This window comes from Nitrospirota bacterium (genome assembly GCA_040756155.1).
Classification (GTDB): domain Bacteria; phylum Nitrospirota; class Thermodesulfovibrionia; order JACRGW01; family JBFLZU01; genus JBFLZU01.
Genome location: JBFLZU010000048.1, coordinates 14,486 through 34,458, shown reverse-complemented (window position 1 = coordinate 34,458; position 19,973 = coordinate 14,486). Strand labels below are relative to the sequence as shown.

The following is a 19,973-nucleotide window of genomic DNA, read 5'->3' as shown; positions in this document are numbered from 1 at the left end:
ATGCAAAAATCAAAAATCAAAATTAAGGAATTCCATAATTTTACATTTTGCAATTTGAATTTTGATTTTTACAAAATAATAGCACTCATCTTAACCCTTTTACTCCTTCCTACCTGTGCAGTAAATCCGGTGACAGGAGAAAGAGAACTCATGTTAATCTCTGAAGAGCAGGAGATAAACATGGGCAAACAGGCTGCACCCAGCCTTAACTGGGGTTTTGGTGGTAAATACTACGATCCTGAACTTGAAGGATATCTCGGCGATATTGTAAAGAGGATATGGGCAAATTCGCATAGGCCAAACCTTCCTTTCAAGTTTCAGGTTCAAAACTCATCCATTCCAAACGCCTTTGCACTCCCTGGATTTGTTACTATAACAAGAGGATTGCTTGTAGAAATGGAAAACGAGGCACAATTTGCAGCGGTCATGGGGCATGAGGTAGGACATGTGATGGCAAGACATTCAGCAAAGAGAGTCTCCTTAGGAATACTTCAACAGATAGGTCTTGTTGCTGGTTCTGTTGCGATTGAGGGACAGAAGGGTGGTGATTTATTTCTTACTGCGGGGGCACTCGGGAGCGGACTGCTCTTGTTGAAATACGATAGAAATCAGGAGATACAGTCAGATAGACTCGGGGTTCTTTATATGTCGAGGATTGGTTATGAGCCGTCAGAGGCGTTAAATGCCCACAAAGTGCTTGAATCTGCTGTTGGAAAATTTCTCTCAAGACTCGGAAAGGAGAAAAAGGAAGAGACATTTTTTGAGGAACTTTTTTCTACACATCCAAGAACTGCTGTTCGTCTTGAAGAGATCCATGCAATGATAAAGGAACTTCCACTATACACCATTCAGGGAGATGGCAGGAATGCAGATAAATTTAATACCATGCTCAGAGGTATAAGGGATGTCAATCAAGCATATCTACAGTATGATAATGCTGAGGGGGCATTTAATAACGGTAAGATAAATGATGCAGAGGAATCCCTTAAGAAGGCGATTTCAATGAATGGGAAACAGGCACCTTTTCATAATCTACTCGGGTTTGTCCGTATAAAACAGAAACGATACACTGAGGCAGAATCTTTATTCAGGAAGGCACTTGAGATAGACAATGGCTATCAACCCGCTTATTATGGTCTCGGAGTCCTTGCATATGTTAACAATAACCCAAAACTCGCAACGCTCCACCTCAAAAAGAGCATAGAGATGTTCCCTGAGCACCCAGGGTCTAATTTCTTTTTGGGGCTGAGTTACTATGCTACAAGGAACTATAACGGAGCAATAAAATATCTCAGTATCTTCTCATCTATGGCACCGCAGCATCCTGAGATTCACGGATACCTCGGCATGAGCTATGAGCATGTAGGAGACATTCATAGTGCATTCAATGAATACAGTATGCAGGTAAGGATTGCACCTAACTCTCAGCTTGGTAAGCATGCAAGACAGAGGCTCATTGTTCTCAGCCCTTTCATACAACCACCGCAACCAAGAAAGAAATAAAGATAAATCAAAATGCAAAAATCAAAATGTAAAATGACAGATCAAAATGTAAAAATTTTTGAATTTTGATTTGTATTTTTGATTTTTAATCTTTGATTTTTAATTTTTATGACTCACAATTTCACACGTCTTTGGATGTTAAAAATCTTAATCACCTCTTCAACCGAATTTGCATCCTCTGGCTTTTTATCATCCCTTATGAATCCTACTGCCCTGGGGAATCTCAACGCATAACCTATCCCGTCTTCACCCCTTCCGCATGTGTGTGTGGGAGAGCGTGTAATCTCATCAGCGGTCACAGTAATAACATAAAATGGTTCGACCCATACATCAGGTTCTATTAAAGAATCTACCCTTGCTGGTTTATGCGTAAGTGCTATATCATCAAGTATTTCTTTCAACCTCATCCATTCTTCCTCACTGAAGCCTGAACCTACCTTACTCACTGTTTTAAATGTATCGCTCTCAGGCTCATACACTCCGCCAAGAATGGCACCTACACCGAATGCCGCCCTATGACCTTTGCCTCTAAAATAGCCAACAATACAGATGTCAACAGTATCTGCGAGTTCACCTTTATAACTCCTTTTAAGTTTTATCCAGTTGAAGTTTCTTGCACCTGCTGAGTACGGGGCATCGAGTCTCTTTGCAACCACACCCTCAAGCCCTTTTTCAACGGCGTCTTCAAAGTATTTTACTACGGCATCGGGGTCATCTGTAATAATTGCACTCGAAAGCTCTATGACCGTATCTTTCTTGATAAGTGCTGAAAGTCTATTTCTCCTCTCGATGTATGGAAACTCTGTATAATCAATTCCATCTGCATAAAGCAGGTCGAATGCAAAGAATTTAAGTGGATATTCCTTTGCCAGTTCTTCTATACCATGCTTTCTTTTCCGCTGGATTGTTATCTGAAATGGGAAAAGTTCTCCGGTGGCTTCGTTGTAAGCGAGTGCTTCACCCTCAAACATACCATCTTTCGCCTTAAACTGGGTTTTTGTCGCCTCCACGATCTCAGGGAACATATGGGTAGTCTTTTCGAGATTCCTTGAGAATATTTCTACATTATTCCCATTTTTATGAATCTGACATCTGAATCCATCATATTTTGCCTCTATGGATGCCTTTCCTATCTTAGCGATTATCTCTTCCGATGAGGGAAGCCTTTCACAGAGAGCCATCCTGATTGGATAACCAACACGCACCTTTATTTTCTTTATCCCCGCGGTACCTTTATCGAATAATACTTTAGCCACATATCCAAGATCAGAACAGAGGTTATATGCCCTCTCTAACTCAGGTCTCTGTTCCCTTGAGCCCTTTGAGAGACTCAGTGCCTCAAGGACGGTTGGGTCTCCGATACCGAGACGGAGGCGTCCTATCACAAACCTTGCTATATACTTTGCCTCTAAGGAGGATACCATTGAAAAGAGGTTACCGAGCATCGAAATCTTCTTATCAACACTTCCTTCTCCTGATGTTTCTGCAATCTCAAAAAGCCTCTGGTAGACATCCTGAACAGAGAGGTGTTTCCCCTTTTCCTCAATAAGGTTCTCTGCTGTTTTCCCAAGGTCTCCTGTCCTTTTGAACTCTTTTGCCACATCATCTATTGAAATATCTGTTGCATCTGAGATAGACCGGATTAAAAGTTTCTCTGACATGCCTATCTCGAGACCATGGAATGGAGGAAGAAGTTGTCCCTGTGAAAGATATATGATTTTATCTATCTCTGAGGAATCAGCCTTCTTAAAAAGGTCTGAGAGTATATCGAACATCTCGAGTCTCTTTGAGGTAGCCTCGAGCCTCTCAAAATACTCTGTAAGTTCTGAGAATCTCACGTGCCTTTTGTATATGTCTTTACCTGATTCTTGCCATTCCTTTTTGCATTATACATAGATAAATCTGCACAATAAAGCAAATCTCCAGGTGTCTTTACATCTTCAGGGAATGTAGCTATACCGATTGAGACCGTCAGGAGTTTTAAAGGTAAAGATTCTATTGTTAGTTTTTTATTTTCGATATTATGCCTGATCTTCTCAGCGGTTATAACAGCCCCATCTTTTGTGGTATCTGGCAGAAGTGCTACAAACTCCTCACCACCATACCGGGCTATAATATCTGAAACCCGAAGGGTGTTAGAGGCTATCTTCGCAACGGTTCTTAATGCATCATCACCTGCTAAGTGACCCAATGTATCATTGTATACCTTAAAGTCATCTATATCTATCATCAAGAGGGATAGTTGTGCCTTATTTCTTTTTGCCCTGATTAACTCCCTATTCATAGCCTCTAAGAGATACCTTCTGTTATATATACCGCAGAGTTCATCCTTTATTGCAAGTTCCCAGATGCTGTTGAAGATATTAGCCTTTTCAATAGCGAGTGAGAGGTCTTCGCCTATCTGTGTCATAAAGATGAGGTCTTTTTCTAAAAACCTTCCCTTTTCATCGCTATGGACGCTTAAAACACCTATAATTCCTTCCTTTAACTTCAACGGAACAGCTATGAAAGAGCCGATCTGGGGCTCCCATCCTTTAAAAAAAGAAAATCGCTTATCTTTACTCACATCAGAGATTAAGGCAGGTTTCCCTGTCTCTGCCACTTCTCCAACAACACCTTCACCTATCTCAAAGGAGACCTCTTTAATTGTTCCTTCCTTGAGCCCGTGTGCAGCACGGATACGGAGTATCTTCTCCTGAGGGTCTAATAACATGATGGCTATATGCTCTATGCCAGAGGCATCTTTGATTATGTTCATTACCTCTGAGAGTGCATCATCAATGTTATAATTAAACTGGAGCACCTTGCTTATCTTATAAAGGAGAAAGGATTCAATAACCTTCTTGTTCAGTTCTTCATTGAGTTTCTCAAGTTCCTTAATCCTAGTTGCCATTCCTTCTATATTAGGCTCATCTTTTATGGGCATGCCTTCTGAGACCATACACTATATCCTCCTTAAATTAGGATTGAAGGAGATTCGGTAGACAACGGACATTATGTCCGTTGATTCTTTCTACTAAATCAACGAGGTAAACCTCGTTGTCTACCTTATAATACATAACTTATCAGAGGCTTTCAAGGATTTTATAAAAAGAAAACCCCCATCGCCATCACTGCTCTGGGGGCTTTCTTTACCCCGCACCCAGAAAGTCCCACCTTTTAGGCGGGGTAAAAAAATATAGCAAGGGTGGGGTTTACTACGGTTTGCGAGCCAATAACAGTCAGACTTAATAGCCTGGTGCTTTCTTCTTTGCTGGTGCTGCTGGCTTCGCGGGTTCTGCCTTTTTTGCTGGCTCTGCCTTCTTTGCTGGCTCCTTCTTTACCTTTACCGACTTGGCGGTCATCTTGCCGTCTGCCTCTGAATACTTGGCAACGACTTTATCACCGACCTTTATCTTAGCCATGTCCTTTATGCCTGCTGCATCGAGGGTAACCTCTTTATCCTTACCCTTGATCTTGATAGTCTTTGCCTTTACATCAACAGCAGTGACATCACCGGTGATCTGGTGGATCTTTGCCTTTGCAGGCTTCTTTGCTGGCTCTGCTGGTTTTGCTGGCTCAGCCTTCTTAGCCGGTTCAGCTGGCTTCTTTTCTTGTGCCATGCTCAGTCCTGCAAAGGTGACTATAAGCGCTATCGCGAGAAGGAATACCAATACCTTCTTCATTCCAATCACCTCCTTTCACTTTGAAGCTCCCCCACAGCGGGGAATGTAATCGCTGTGCATTTTCAATAAAACCTTTATTTGTGAATGCATTTTTTATGCCATTTATTCTTTACTCTGATACCAAAATAATCCATTTAATCCATTCTCAAAAAATCTTTTTGTTTTAATGTGTTACATTCAATTGTATACACATCATAGGAGAGTTGAGTATGGGATGTTAATCTTTGGCTAATCTCCTAATGGTTCTATATACACGATTTGGTGTATCATTATGCACCTTTTGGTATAGTCTGATGCCCACTATTTATATTAAACTTCTCAAGGCGATACTGGAGCGTCCTAAAACTCAGCCCCAATAGTTTTGCTGCCTTTGTGATCACCCAACCACTTTTTTCCATAGCCTTCAGGATAAGCTCTCTCTCAAGCTCTTCTATAGATATACCTTCATCAGGGATGTCAATAATAAATCTTCCAGTTCCTTTTAGAGGTATACGCACCTCCACTGGAATGTCTTTTGGAGTAATCATCTCTCCTTCAGAAAATATCATAGCCCTTTCTATCACTGATTCAATCTGTCTGACATTTCCTGGCCAGTTGTATCCCATAAGTATCCTGAGTGCCTCATCGGTTATACCCTTTATCTCTTTCTGTGTAGTAACCCTGTATTTTGCTATAAAGTGATTAACCAGTTCAGGTATATCGGTAATCCTGTTTCTGAGCGGTGGCAGGGTTATGGTTATCACATTAAGACGGTAAAATAGGTCTTCACGGAAATGACCTTTCTTCATCTCAGTTTCTATATCCTTATTGGTTGCAGCTATAATCCTAACATCTATCTTGATTTGATGCCTTCCCCCGATTCTCATTATCTCCTTTTCCTGTAAGACTCGTAGTATCTTTGCCTGCATATTTGCGGAAAGATCACCTATCTCATCAAGAAAAAGGGTGCTTTTGTTTGATGCCTCAAAGAGTCCTATCTTACGACCAATTGCCCCTGTGAATGCACCTGCCTCGTAGCCAAAGAGTTCACTCTCAAGCAGTGTATCCGGGATTGCAGCACAATTTATACCCATAAATGGTCTATCCTTGCGTTGAGAATTATAATGGATAGCCCTCGCCACAAGTTCTTTTCCTGTTCCACTTTCACCATAAATCAATACGGTAGAGTTAGTATTCGAGACCTTTCTTATCGTCTTGAATACTTCCTGCATGAGGCCATGGCTTCCTATGATATTTTCTATCCTGAATTTTTCTTGAAGTTGATGCTGGAGTATTATATTCTCTCTCTGAAGTGCAATCTTCTCGAATACTCTTTTTACAGATATTAACAGCTCATCCCTATCAAGCGGTTTTGTCAAATAGTCCATTGCCCCCATTTTCATTGCCTCTACAGCGGAACTGATTGTTCCGTAGGCGGTCATTATTATAGTAGGTATATTGTGTTTGAGAAGACGAGCGAGGAGTTCCAAGCCATTCATATCAGGCATCTTGAGGTCACTTAAAATAAGTTCGGGAGGAAATTTCTCAATGAGGGCAAGCGCCTCATTACCACCTCCAGTAGTAATAACGCTATAACCTTCATCCTCCAATATTAATCTAAGTATCTCCCTCTGAGGCTTTTCATCATCAACAATAAGGATATTCCCCTTTATTGACATAGCCTTCAGGACTCCTTTGTTGGTAGTTTAACCTTTACGGTTGTACCTTTGTTGGGATAGCTTTCAATCTCAATCATTCCAGAGTGTTCCTCTATAATCCTTTTTGTAAGAGAGAGCCCCAGACCGATGCCCAATCTCTTTGTGGTAAAGTATGGTTCATATACCATGGAGAGGTTCTCAGAGGGTATCCCCTTCCCTGTATCTGCAAAGGAAACCTCTACGAAAGAGGTATTTGGGGAGGCAGTAACCCTGAGATTTCCACCTTCGGGCATTGATTCAAATGCATTAAGCATTATATTCATAAAACAGGTCTTTATATATCCACTGTCTACCAATACCTCTAACAGTTCGGGATGTATTTCTTTCTCGATAACCACACCCTGTTCTCCTGACCGTTCTCTTGCTAAGGATATAACATCATCCAGCACATCTTTAAGACTGGTCTTTGCCTTATGTAGATTCAATGGTTTCCCATAGTCAAGGAAATCGCTCACCATCTTATCAAGTCTCCGTATCTCTTTTTTAATATTAGAGATAACATTGGTAAATTCCTCTTTCTGTGTTAAATCGGGGGGTGTAAATTTACTCTTTATATGGTCAATACTGAGGTTTATAAGATTTAATGGGTTTCTTACTTCGTGGGCTATACCCGAGGCAAGTTGACCGACAACAGAAAGCTGCTCAGCCCTCCTTAGTTTTTCCTCAAGTTTCCTGTTTAGCCTGAGTTTCTCTACCATTTCATTAAAACTCATAGTAAGTTCACCTATCTCATCTGTTCTATTCACAGGGAGGGTCTCTGTAAGGTCTCCTGCTGCTACCTTCTTCGCAGCATTGACAACCTGGTGTATAGGATGGGTATATCTCCATGAGAGGAAGAGTGATACCACTATCCCTATTCCAAAAATTAATACAGTGGCTAAGACCCTTTTAATGTAGTTTGCTTGCATTAAATTCTTGAAATCATCAAGGAGCATACTTATATGGATATAGCCCCACTGTTCATTTTCGATGACGACTGGGACTATTATGTTGTATGCCTTCTGATGCCGTTTTGGTCTCAGGTCTTCTCCGAGTCTCGCAGTTATTACATAACCCTTCTTTTTATGGTCTACCTTTATGCCAACCTTGCGTGGATTAGAACTCGCGATAATTTCCTGCTCATTGCTTATTATAGATATTTCCCTAACGCCTTTTGCATCGAGCTGTCTGAGATATTCGCTGAGTCTTGCAGTATCAGTAGTTCCTCCTGTTGTTAACTCCTCAACACTTATCTGAATGGCGGTAGAGAGGTCAACTGTATGTTGCTCAATCTGGGCTATCATATCCTTCTCTGATTTTGTGTATAGATAAAAAAGGACAGCCATTAATAGGAGTGTGAGGAAAAGCATCATTATCAGGAGTTTTGTCTTCAGTTTAAGGTTATAGAAAAAGTCTTTAATTATCATTGTTATCACCTTAATAAAAATTAAAGATCAAAGATTAAAAATCAAAAATACAAATCAAAATTCAAAAATTTTGCATTTTGATTTTTGCATTTTAAATTTATTTGTTATTATACTACAATTTCGCCTTAATAGGTATACTTTGAGGAATATATGTGCAGTAAGGTTCCTCTCCCAGGTAATCCCCTGTCAGGGCATATGCCCGTGCCCTGCAGCCACTACAGACCTTTCTGTATTCACAGATGCCACATTTCCCGTGATAATGGTCAATATCCCTCATCTCATTAAATAACTTTGATTCCTTCCATATCTCGGAGAATGGCTCTTTTCTAATATCTCCTGCCTCTTCCTCAAGAAAGCCGCATATCTGCACTTTACCTGTATGACTCACAAAGGCAAATGACTGACCACCCATGCACCCCTTTGTCATTGCATCAAGTCCATGTATCTGTGGTGATACAGACCTCCCTTTTTCTCTTTCCTTCTGTCTGAATATCCTGTAGTAATGGGGTGCACATGTGGGTTTGAATTGTATAGATGCCTTTTCCCTCTGTTCATATATCCATGTAAGCACCTTTTCATATTCCTCAGGTGATATTTCTTGGTCTGCGAGGTCTTTTCCTCTGCCAGTAGGAACGAGCAGAAATGGATGATATGCCACAGCCCCCAGTCTCACAACAAGATCGAGTATCGCAGGAACCTCTTTAACATTATATTTTGTGATTGTGGTATTTACCTGAAACTCAAGCCCTACTTTTTTGCAAGACTCAACAGCTTTCATTACCGCATCGAATGCACCATCAACTCTCCTGAAGGCATCGTGGCTCTCAGCGGTTGCGCCATCTATGCTGAGGCTTATTCTCTTGATACCCGATTCCTTTATTTTTTTTGCTGTTTCTTCGGTTACCATGAGGCCACATGGTGCCATCACCATCCTTAACCCCTTTTCTGTTCCATATTTTGCTATTTCGTATATATCCTCACGCATCATTGGCTCTCCGCCTGTAAGGATGATGATGGGGGGATTGTTGACTACCGATTGCTGAGGGCCGATGGTCGAGGTTCGAATGGAAGAAGAAGTTTCAACATTCGGCATTCGGCTCTCGGCATTCGTTTTATAAAGTTCTACCACATCGTCCAGGAATCTCAGGCACTCCTCAGTTGTAAGTTCGTCAGGATAAGGTCCGTACTTTGCCGCTGCCCTGCAGTGAATACAGTTAAGCACACAACTTCGGGTAACCTCCCATGCGATGAGTTTAGGAACTGTAGGTTGATAGTTTTTAGACATATTCGACCTTCGACTTTCGACTATCGACCATCGAGTACTTGTGCTACTTCCTTTGCAAAATATGTTAGTATCATGTCAGCCCCTGCACGCTTGATAGATGTGAGAACCTCCATCATAATTCTTTGTTCGTCGAGCCACCCTGTTCTTCCAGCCGCCTTTATCATTGAGTATTCTCCGCTAACATTATAGGCTGCAACAGGGATACAGAATTCATCCTTTACCCTGTGAATGATATCTAAATAAGCGAGGGCAGGCTTCACCATCACAATATCTGCTCCTTCTTCAATATCAAGTGCAACCTCTCTTATAGCCTCATCTGCATTTGTCGGATCCATCTGATAGGTTCTTCTATCTCCAAACTGGGGTATTGATTCTGCTGCTTCCCTGAACGGTTCATAGAAAGCTGACGCATATTTTGAGGCATAAGACATAATCGGTATATCTATAAATCCTTCCTCATCAAGTGCATCTCTTACCGCCGCAATCCGCCCATCCATCATATCCGAGGGCGCTACCATGTCTGCCCCTGCCTTTACATGGGAGACCGCCTCCTTTGAGAGGAGTTCTATGGTAGGATCGTTCAAGATTCTCCCTTCTTCCACAATACCACAGTGCCCATGGCTTGTGTATTCGCAGAGGCAAACATCTGTTATTACAATAAGCTCAGGCACTTTATCCTTTATAGCCCTGATAGCCTGCTGGACGACCCCATTTTCGTCATAGGCACCAGAGCCCCTCTCATCCTTGTGTTCAGGTATGCCAAACAGGATTACAGCAGGGATTCCAAGACTGTTTACCTCCTCAGCATCCTTTACAGCGTTTTCAACCGACTGCTGGTAACAACCGGGCATTGAGGCAATCTCCTTCTTAACACCTTTTCCGTAAGTAACGAACATTGGATATATAAGGTTATCCACAGAGAGCCTTGTTTCTCGAATCATTCTTCGCAGGTTTTCATTTGCCCTCATCCTTCTCGGACGGTAGATGGGGAAATACATGCTTTCACTCCTCTCTCATGAACAAGGTAGTTCTGGTTTCTTGAAACGATTATAGGACACGCAAGTCATGGTTGTAAAGGATTTTTAAGGGAAACCATTGACACCCCTTAGGGTTTTGATATAATAGGGCATTAAGAAACCTTAAAAGTGCGGGGTATATAGAGGAGATATTGGGCCATAAAGACAGCAAGACTACGGAAATTTACCCTCGCACTTTCTCAAAGTGCGGGGTTTATACACATGTCAGCACAAAAAGTCTTGGCAAGATAAAGAGTCCACTGGACAGTTTAGAACTGGGGAAAGGATGCAATGACTGACAATATTTGTCAAGAAAATGGTTTTTGGGTGATTCAGCCAGAATTGGAATATCCGAAATACTTCGGATATAATCCCAAAACTAGACAAAAAGCGAAACAGTTCGGATATGAACGAGATGGGCAGGAAATTTGCTCGCTACGGCTCGCAAATTTCTATTCTGCCCATCGGGACGCGGGGCTAACGCCCCTTGATGGGCTCGTTTGCTCGCACCGCTCGCAAACTTCGCCCATCTGCGGGGTTTGCGGTTTCGCTTCGCTGCACCCAAAGGGTGCGCTACGCGACCCCTTCGCAAACCCCGGCGTCCCGATGGGCGAAATCATAGACGAAATCTATAATAGGGCATTGGGCATTTGTATAAAGACATAGATAATATGAGCGAGGTGATCTGATATGGAGAAAATTAAATTAGAAATACCAATTGCAGGCGTACCAGAAGAAGTAGAAATTGAGGAGATAGATATAGATAAATTAGTTTTAGACGAAGAAAATCCACGAATAGGTTATTGGCGAGATAATATTATGAGAGTAACTGATGCAACCTCTCAAGGTGACCTTGAAATAGCATTAAAAAGTGGAGGTTATGAAGATTACAATCGTCTGAAGAGAAGTATTGAGACTAGTGAAGGAGCGATGGAGGAAATCTGGGTGTATCCGATTGAAGATGGGAGATACAAAATAATTGACGGAAATACCAGAGTGCTAATTTATAGGGATTTAAAAGACAAATATCCTCAAAAGGACTGTTATAAACAGATAAGATGCAAGGTTTTACCACCAGATATAACCGAAAAGAGTATCAATTTCATAAGATTAATCGCTCACCTGAGAGGTGTAAATGACTGGCAAGCATATGAAAGGGCAAGAATGTTATATATTCTATGGTACCATAGAGGATACACAGAAGAAGAACTCCAAAGTACAACAAAGCTCTCCTTAAACGACATCAGAAGGTGGCGTGAGGCGTACAAAAATATGAACGAGCAGTTTTTACCAACCTATTCTTATAAGCTTGATGCTCTATTGAAGTTCTCATATTTCGTGGAATTTGAGAACAGAAAAATTAAAGACGGTATGAAAAGATACGGTTTAACAACCAAAGATTTTTGTGATTGGGTAGGGAATGATGAGGTCACTAGAGCTCAAGATGTAAGAGATTTAAGAAAAATGTTTGAGAATGATGATATAGCGAGAATTCTCAAGGAAGAAGGATTTCAGGCAGCAAAATATGAGTTGAGTATGGTTATACCTGCGTATGCGTCCAGGTTATTTGAGCATATTGAAAAGTGTATAATTGGTCTCAAAAGAATGTCAAGAGAGGAGGAACAGAGTATACTTAGTGGTGAGGAACCCGTAAAAAAGACAAAAATAATGGAACTCTATGAGGAATTATCCAAATTTGTGGACATGCTCAAAAAATATGAGTGATAGGGAATAAATATGCCAACAAAATTACACCAGATGATTGTAGGGTTAATCGGAAGAAAAATGCGAGAAAAAGGATACGATATTGTGGCATTTGATGGGAATGAGTATCTGTTTGATGGACAAAAATTAAATATCCCCCCACCAATAAAAAGACATAAACCTGATATTGTAGGTTTTAAATTTGAAACAAACGAGATCTGTATTGGCGAGGCAAAAACAAGCGAAGATTTGTTCTCAAAAAGGACTAAAGAGCAGTTGTTAGACTATTCTAACACCAAGGGGATCTCGACAGGTAAACATTTAGAGATTATCCTTGGAATTCCTAAATCAGCGGAGGAGGATTTAATAAAGTTATTGAAAGAATTAAACTTGTTTGGAAAAGATTTCATTTCTTACATCTGGTTACCAGAGGAGCTGGTTGATAATGGTTGAAAAGATTAAATTTGATTACTCTCCTAAGACAATACCCCTGAGTCATCAAATAGAAGCAATAGACTATATTGAGAAACATGATATCGTACCTCTCTTCGATGAGCAAGGATTGGGTAAAAGCAAAATGGTTATCGATGCATTATGCTCAAACATTGAAAGTAAAGAGATTGATGGTGCGCTAATTGTTTGTAAAAAGACCCTTCTACACACATGGAAAAATGAAATTTTAAAGCATTCTCATTTGTTCCCAGTAGTCTTGTTAGGAACGAAGCGCCAAAGAGGGCGGTCATTTTTGACTTACGGCCATTTTTATATTGTAAATTATGAATCCCTCATTCAGGAGTTAGAGTTGATTCAATTGGTATTGAAACATAAAAATTTTGTAATTGTTCTAGATGAGTCTCAAAAAATTAAAAATCCAAATGCGAAAACCACAAAGGCAGTTCTCTCATTGAGAAATATGGCTAAGAAGAAGATATTAATCACAGGAACACCAATAGCTAATAGACCAGAAGATATATGGTCACAGTTTTATTTTCTGGATGGAGGCGAATTGTTAGGCAATGATTTTTACAAGTTTAAAAAAAAGTATGATTTGAAATTAAAGGGAGAAGTATCGTTAAAGAAATATGAGGATGATTTGTTGAGCCTTCGCAAAAAAATAGATGGTGTATCAATTCGGAGGACAAAAGATATTTTAGAATTGCCAGAGAAAAAATATAGTAACATAGTTATAGATCTTTCCCCAAAACAGCAAGAAATTTATGACACGGCAAAGAAAGAATTGTATTACGAGATAAAAGACAAGAAGGGGGAAAGTATTATAGAAGAAATTGAGAATTATTTAGTAAAATTGTTAAGGTTAACTCAAATTGCTAGTAACCCGGGGTTGATCATAGAGGACTATGATGAAACACCATCAAAGTTTTTAAAGTTAGATAAATTAGTCAACGAGACTGTGGAAAATAGGGAAAAAGTTATAATATGGACAAGTTTTAGAAAAAATATTAGAACGCTAAGAAGACGTTATAGAGATTTAGGTGCGTTAATGCTTTTTGGTGAGACGCCGATAGAAGAACGCAACAATGTAGTAATAAAATTCATGAGTAACTCCAATAATAAAATCTTAATTGCAAACCCGGCAGCCGCTAAGGAAGGACTAACATTAACGTCCGCTAATAATGCTATTTATCTCGATAGGAATTTCAAAATGGATGATTACTTACAATCTCAAGATAGGATACATAGAATTAGTCAGACAAAAAAGTGTAATATTATAAAACTAATAGCTAGAAAAACTATCGATGAATACACAGATGAAATCTTAGAAAAAAAAGAATTAGTAGCGAGATATGCATTAGGAGATTCCAATAATGTTGATATGAAAAGACAATGCTTGTCTAAAGAAGACCTTCTAGATATACTGGGGTGAAAATATGGCCGAAGAAACAACAGATAAAGTTGCGCTGTCTATCCGAGGAAGAGAAATAAACTATGAATATCTGGTTGTGGATATTACCCAGATACGATTTTATAGAAAAAACCCACGAATTGCAACCATTTTAGCTGAACATACCGGTGAAATAACAGATGAAGTTATAGATGGGAAACTTTGGGAGAGAAACGAGACTCACAAATTATATCGACGAATTGAAAAAGATGGAGGATTAATACATCCAATCCTTGTATATCACAATGAGGTGTTAGAAGGAAATACTAGACTATGCTGTTATAGACATTTATACAGCACAACAAAAGATGAACGATGGAGACATATAAAATGTCATATAATTTTAGATGAACTGAGTCAAGATGAGATTTATAGACTATTATGCACAGAACATATTGAAGGAAAAATTGAGTGGGATGCATACGAAAAAGCTAATCTCTATTGTAAAATGAGGGACGAAGAATGTAAAACCTTAGAGCAAATTTCTGAGATCGTAAATGAATCAACAACGTCTATTAATAATAAAACAAGAGCATATAAGTTGATGGTAGAGCATGGTGTCGTAGATAAAGGTAAATATAGCCATTTCGAGCAGTTGGTGTTGAGTGGGCCAATAAGAGAAATTAAAAAGGCTCGAGATAAAGATATTGAAGAAAAAGTAATTGATCTAATAAAGGAAGGAAAAATAAAGAAAGCAACTGATATTAGAAAGGTAGGTGACATTTATAAACATAAAAAAGCAAGAAAAAGACTATTTGATCAAAAAGAAGATATTGACCAAGTATATCACGATTTAAAAGCAAAAGCCCCGATGACGGTTTCTCCGTTTATGAAAGATGTTGAAGAATTAATTAAAAAAATCAATAAACTAAGAAGGGAAGAAAGAGAAGGATTAGAGCAGAGTAAGAGAGATTGTGCAAAGATAGAACAACTATTAAAGGAACTAATTAAATTATGTAGAGAACTCAATATTAAAATACACATCCCGAAAAGTATGAGGAAGGGGTAATTACCTTGAAAATACTATTAATTGAACCAGATTTCCCGATACCTCCTAAGAGTAAAAATCATAAAAATTTTCTCCCAATAGGGCTGTTGAAGATTGCCTCTTATTTAAAAGAGAACAATAATGAAGTTAGATTAGTTAGAGGTAAACTAAACATAGACGATTTTGAATTTGAGCCAGATGAAATTTGGATCACTTCATTATTTACATACTGGTCTGAATATGTAAGAAATAGCGTGAGATATTATAAAAGAATGTTTCCCCGTGCAAAAGTAGTGGTGGGAGGAATTTATGCTTCTTTAATGCCCAAACATTGTAAAAAATTCACTGGGTGTGATGAGATCTTTAGAGGTGTTTACAAAGAGGCAGAAAGTTATTTTCCTTTATATGAGCTTATTAACGATAAAAACCCTCATCCTATTGATTACCAAATAATTCATACCTCTAGAGGTTGTATACGTCATTGTGATTTTTGCGGTACGTGGAAAATAGAACCACAATTTGAAGCGAAGAATAGTATTAAAAATGAGATAGAACACCGAAAGCTGGTTTTTTACGATAATAATCTACTAGCGAACCCATATATTGAAGATATTTTATACGAACTCATAGAGTTAAAGAGGCAAAAAGAAATCTTATGGTGCGAGTCTCAAAGTGGCTTTGATGGACGAAAACTACAAGAAACTCCCCATTTAGGGAGATTGATAAAGAAAGCGGGTTTTAGATATCCAAGAGTAGCTTGGGACTGGGGATATAGCGAATACCCGAAAATAAAAAAGCAGATCAATGTTCTAATCAAAGGCGGTTACAACTCGAAAGAAATATTTGTTTTTGTGCTATATAATTGGGACATAACTTTCGAGGAAATGGAAAAAAAGAGAATAAAGTGTTGGAAATGGCATGTACAGATTGCAGATTGTAGATTCCGTCCTTTAGATCAAACTTTTGATAATTACAATCCAAGAAAACTTGAACAAACAAATGATGACTATTATATACATGAAAAAGCAGGTTGGAACGATGCATTGGTTAGGCAATTTAGAAAAAATGTAAGAAGACAAAATATATGTGTCAGACACGGTTTTCCTTTTTATTCAAACGTTCTTGAAAGAATGAGGTTACCGAAAGAGAAGATTATAGAAATTATGAAAAACGTTGATCAGATGAAAACGAAAAAAGAGAAAAAGGAATATCTAGATGGAGAAAATATTAGTTTCTGGTTTCCAGATGAGATAACATCTCTAAAAAACATCGAAAGGAGATGAATGTCCAATACCCAACAAGATGGATATTTCGTCTATGACTCTGCGGTTGCTTCGCAACCTTGCCCTTCGGGTCATATAACAGCGGATAAAAGACTTCGTTTCACTTCGCCCAAATTGCCTTCGGCAACTTCTTTTATCCGCAAACCGTTATGTGAAATTTTGACGGCCTATTAAAGGATAGAGGCTAATAATATAATGAGCAAATGGGTTAAATGGGACGGTTCTATTAAAATAATGCCCGCACAGCAGATAACATGCTAAAATTATAAGTAAAGGATAGACTAAGATGAAAAAAAAGGTAAAAGGGGACGGTCTATCATGAATGCCTGCAACGGGCGGCTAACAACACTACAGACAGCAAATAACATATTGAGGTAAAATAGTTTTATGGCAACAGATATAGAATTTAGCCTGCATTCATTGCTGAAAATTGAGATATTGAAGTCTCATGGATTAGAAGTGTCAAAAGAGATTGTTGAAAATGTTGTTAGGACACCTGATAGAATAGAAGAAGGTTATAAAAACAGATTAGTTGCACAAAAGGGTTTTGATGAAACTCGCGTTCTTAGAGTAGCTTACGAAACATTACCAGACAAACTTTATGTTGTAACCGTTTATCCGGGAAGGAGGTCCCGATATGAGAAAGATTAAATATAGTAAAGATGTAGACGCCCTTCTCATTGAATTTTCAGATAAAAAGATAGATTACGCTGAAGAAGAAGGGCAGATGATTGTCCATTTTTCAAAAGATGGTGAGCCAGTACTTCTTGAAATACTGGATGCAAAAGACTTTATCCTCGATTCTCTTTCCAGTCTCGTAAAAGAAAAAGAAGTAGCAATACCTTAAAGAAAAATGGGGCGGTTCTTTTAAGAACTGCCTGCAACGGACGGCTAACATCCATTGAGAGCGACCATGGGTTAAATGGGATGGTTCTATTAAAATAATGCCCGCACAGCAGATAACACGCTAAAATTATAAGTAAAGGATAGACTAAGATGAAAAAAGAGACCTTTAATTTTACATCAAGGTGCTTATAATCCTTCACAGCATCCTTGTGGAGAATAACTTTATACACCCTGCTTTACTTTCTCCCAGTTGGTATAGGTAGTCTTTCTTTGAGTCTTCCAGTCTTCATCGGCCTTTTTTATGCGTCTCATTAGTTTCCTGTCTCTTGCAATAGCCTCTGATTCCCGCCATGCATCTTTATCCTTTACATATTCTATAAAGTCAACAATACTCTTTATCTTATCCCCTGGAAGACTCTCAATAGCTTCTATTGCCTTCTTTTTTAAAGTGGCCTGCATGCTTACCTCCACTGTTTTAAAATTCCTGAATTTCAGATGTAAGTAATTATAGGACATATAAATGAAGGTTGTAAAGATGTTTTAGGAATGTGAGGAATTCTTGATAGGATGGAAAGAGCAAAAATTAGTTTTCAGGGTATACCGATGCCAATCTCTTCATCCGTGAGATAGCATGCTGGATCAGGTGCCCAGACATCTCCTGTCACAGCCTCTGCCCTAACACGGAAATTTCCATTACAGATATCGAGCCACTTACAGGCAGCACACCTCCCTTTGAGAAGTGATTTTCTATTCTTAAGCCCTGCCATCAAGGGATCGTTTGTATCCATCCATATCTCACTGAATCGCCTCTGCCTGACATTGCTAAAGGAATAATGCCTCCAGAACTGATCCGCATGCACAGAACCATCCCAGCTCACACAGGCAATTCCTATGCCTGAGCTATTTCCTTCATTCATCTGAAGGAGTTCATAGACCTGCTCTGCCCGTGGGTTTTCCTCCTTAAGCATCCTGAGGTAGAGATATGGTCCATCTGCATGGTTATCTACTGTAAGAACCTCTATCTTCTTATCACTTTCATGGAGGTCTTTTGTCCTGTCAATTATAAGGTCAACTGTAGCCCTTGTCTCTTCATGACTTAGGTCTTCGTTTATCATGCCACTACCCCTACCTGCATAGACAAGATGATAGAAGCAGACCCGTGGAATATCCTCTTCCTCTATGATATCGAATATCTCTGGTATCTCAGTATAATTTCTCTTATTGATGGTAAATCTCAACCCTACTTTTATTCCTTCTTCCTTGCAGTTCCTTATCCCATTTATCGCCTTCTCAAATGCACCCTTTACACCTCTGAAGGCATCATTTGTATTCAGGCCTCCATCGAGACTGATCCCTACATAGGAGAGCCCTATCTCTTTCAGGAGATGTGCAACAGAACTTGTTATCAGCGTTCCATTAGTTGATATAACAGCACGCATACCTTTTTCCTTTGCATATTGGGCTAATTCAGGGAGGTCTTTTCTTACCAGTGGTTCCCCACCTGAAAAGAGGATTACAGGGACACCAAATTCAGAAAGGTCGTCTATCAAAGTTCTTGCTTCTTCTGTGGTCAATTCTTCAGGATGTGGTTCGTTTAGAGGAATCGCCTGTGCGTAACAGTGGACACACTTGAGATTGCACCTTCTTGTCATATTCCACACTACCACTGGTTTTTTGTCTTTTGAGAACTGCAGTAGGTGTGACGGAAGCCTTTTAGAGTCCCTCCCGTATCTCAGGGCATCTGAGGGTTCTATTGTTCCACAGTATAGTTTCGAAATTCCTATCATAATTAATGAACAATGAGCAATTTCTAATTAATAATTCATCATTGATAATTTTAAGATATTTTATCCGTGAGTTTTATCCTTTGGAAGCACAAGTTTTCTCACCTCTCCGCTTTTACCAAGTGTCCCAATCTCTTTACCGTTGAATGTTATCTTTACCCCGCCTGCATTCCCAATGATCAACACAAAGTCCTTTTTAGCATTCCAGATGACTCTGTCACCACTCCTTAAGAGTACATCCTTTTTCTCTACACCGTCTATCGTTGCTGCAATCCATGTATCCTCTATCGCTGAGATGATAAGGATGAGGTCTTTTGGGACAGTCACAGGTTCTTTCTCTACCTCCTTCGCTGCGCCTGTATCTACTACTGTTGTTTGATCCATCATTTTATGTTCAGGACTTATAATTCCGACAATGTTAAAGATAAACAACAGTATAAAAATAACAATTATAATACCCAAGGGTATCAGTATTATGGTCTTCTTCTGCTGGTATAATTGCTGTAAAGGTACTTTTGGCAGGTACTTTTGTGGTGCTGGTATTGGTATAGATCCTTCTTCCGGTTTAACTTCTTCGATAAATCTTATTCTTATATCTTTGAAATTCTGTGCTGGTATTGGTTTATCTTCTTCCTCTGGTATATCTTCTCCTTTTATTGATTCTTTATATCTTCGGATGACATCATCCCCATCAATACCGAGTGCATTAGCGTATGCACGAAGAAAACCCTTCACAAACACCTCTTCACCTATATAGGCATAATTGTCTTCTTCTATTGCCTTGAGATAGCGGGTATTTATCTTCGTCTTGTTTGCTATATCCTTCAGGGTCTTATTTCTATCTTCTCTCTCTTTACGCAGGTATGTGCCAAGAGACTCCAAAGGACCTCCTT

General features: G+C 39.3%; 18 protein-coding genes. 8 read left to right on the top strand and 10 right to left on the bottom strand.

The window, feature by feature from the left end; all coding sequences use genetic code 11:
- Positions 1-1,503, top strand: a complete 1,503-nt coding sequence (locus AB1488_04680) for a M48 family metalloprotease (GenBank protein ID MEW6409392.1) — start codon at positions 1-3, stop codon at positions 1,501-1,503.
- Between the two features lie 113 nt (positions 1,504-1,616).
- Here AB1488_04680 and AB1488_04675 read toward each other — a convergent pair whose 3' ends face one another.
- The 7 genes from AB1488_04675 to hemB all read right to left on the bottom strand — a co-directional run bounded on the left by AB1488_04675 (position 1,617) and on the right by hemB (position 10,554).
- On the bottom strand, positions 1,617-3,341 hold the full coding sequence (locus AB1488_04675; protein MEW6409391.1) for an ATP-dependent DNA ligase: 1,725 nt from the start codon (positions 3,339-3,341) through the stop codon (positions 1,617-1,619).
- On the bottom strand, positions 3,338-4,444 hold the full coding sequence (locus AB1488_04670; protein MEW6409390.1) for a sensor domain-containing diguanylate cyclase: 1,107 nt from the start codon (positions 4,442-4,444) through the stop codon (positions 3,338-3,340). The genes AB1488_04675 and AB1488_04670 overlap by 4 nt, the downstream gene beginning before the upstream one ends.
- 286 nt (positions 4,445-4,730) lie before the next feature.
- Positions 4,731-5,168 (bottom strand): hypothetical protein, encoded by a 438-nt coding sequence (locus AB1488_04665; GenBank protein ID MEW6409389.1) that lies wholly within the window; start codon positions 5,166-5,168, stop codon positions 4,731-4,733.
- A gap of 269 nt (positions 5,169-5,437) precedes the next feature.
- On the bottom strand, positions 5,438-6,826 hold the full coding sequence (locus AB1488_04660; GenBank protein MEW6409388.1) for a sigma-54 dependent transcriptional regulator: 1,389 nt from the start codon (positions 6,824-6,826) through the stop codon (positions 5,438-5,440).
- Positions 6,827-6,831: 5 nt separating this feature from the next.
- On the bottom strand, positions 6,832-8,271 hold the full coding sequence (locus AB1488_04655; GenBank protein ID MEW6409387.1) for an ATP-binding protein: 1,440 nt from the start codon (positions 8,269-8,271) through the stop codon (positions 6,832-6,834).
- 112 nt (positions 8,272-8,383) lie between these two features.
- On the bottom strand, positions 8,384-9,556 hold the full coding sequence (locus AB1488_04650) for a radical SAM protein (GenBank protein ID MEW6409386.1): 1,173 nt from the start codon (positions 9,554-9,556) through the stop codon (positions 8,384-8,386).
- Positions 9,557-9,576: 20 nt separating this feature from the next.
- Positions 9,577-10,554: a porphobilinogen synthase gene (gene hemB, locus AB1488_04645; GenBank protein MEW6409385.1), complete on the bottom strand. Its 978-nt coding sequence runs from the start codon at positions 10,552-10,554 to the stop codon at positions 9,577-9,579.
- Between the two features lie 708 nt (positions 10,555-11,262).
- On the opposite strand from hemB, the gene AB1488_04640 reads away from it, so the two are divergent.
- From AB1488_04640 to AB1488_04610, 7 genes are all read left to right on the top strand, one after another.
- A complete protein-coding gene (locus AB1488_04640) occupies positions 11,263-12,297 on the top strand; it encodes a ParB/Srx family N-terminal domain-containing protein (GenBank protein ID MEW6409384.1) in 1,035 nt (344 codons plus the stop codon).
- 12 nt (positions 12,298-12,309) lie between these two features.
- On the top strand, positions 12,310-12,729 hold the full coding sequence (locus AB1488_04635) for a hypothetical protein (GenBank protein MEW6409383.1): 420 nt from the start codon (positions 12,310-12,312) through the stop codon (positions 12,727-12,729).
- On the top strand, positions 12,722-14,161 hold the full coding sequence (locus AB1488_04630; protein MEW6409382.1) for a DEAD/DEAH box helicase: 1,440 nt from the start codon (positions 12,722-12,724) through the stop codon (positions 14,159-14,161). Before AB1488_04635 ends, AB1488_04630 begins: the two co-directional genes overlap by 8 nt.
- A gap of 4 nt (positions 14,162-14,165) precedes the next feature.
- Positions 14,166-15,188 carry a hypothetical protein gene (locus tag AB1488_04625; protein MEW6409381.1) on the top strand — a complete coding sequence of 341 codons (1,023 nt, stop codon included), beginning with the start codon at positions 14,166-14,168 and terminating at the stop codon, positions 15,186-15,188.
- 5 nt (positions 15,189-15,193) lie between these two features.
- The gene (locus tag AB1488_04620) at positions 15,194-16,450 is read left to right on the top strand and encodes a cobalamin-dependent protein (protein MEW6409380.1); all 1,257 of its coding nucleotides are present in this window, start codon (positions 15,194-15,196) and stop codon (positions 16,448-16,450) included.
- Between the two features lie 387 nt (positions 16,451-16,837).
- The gene (locus AB1488_04615; GenBank protein ID MEW6409379.1) at positions 16,838-17,101 is read left to right on the top strand and encodes a DUF4258 domain-containing protein; all 264 of its coding nucleotides are present in this window, start codon (positions 16,838-16,840) and stop codon (positions 17,099-17,101) included.
- Positions 17,088-17,297, top strand: coding sequence for a DUF2283 domain-containing protein (locus AB1488_04610; protein MEW6409378.1), 210 nt, complete (start codon positions 17,088-17,090; stop codon positions 17,295-17,297). The genes AB1488_04615 and AB1488_04610 overlap by 14 nt, the downstream gene beginning before the upstream one ends.
- 221 nt (positions 17,298-17,518) lie before the next feature.
- Here AB1488_04610 and AB1488_04605 read toward each other — a convergent pair whose 3' ends face one another.
- The 3 genes from AB1488_04605 to AB1488_04595 all read right to left on the bottom strand — a co-directional run.
- On the bottom strand, positions 17,519-17,755 hold the full coding sequence (locus tag AB1488_04605) for a hypothetical protein (GenBank protein MEW6409377.1): 237 nt from the start codon (positions 17,753-17,755) through the stop codon (positions 17,519-17,521).
- A gap of 131 nt (positions 17,756-17,886) precedes the next feature.
- Positions 17,887-19,083: a 12,18-didecarboxysiroheme deacetylase gene (gene ahbC / locus AB1488_04600; GenBank protein MEW6409376.1), complete on the bottom strand. Its 1,197-nt coding sequence runs from the start codon at positions 19,081-19,083 to the stop codon at positions 17,887-17,889.
- A gap of 60 nt (positions 19,084-19,143) precedes the next feature.
- On the bottom strand, positions 19,144-19,973 hold an 830-nt coding region (locus tag AB1488_04595), incomplete at its 5' end, for a RodZ domain-containing protein (GenBank protein ID MEW6409375.1).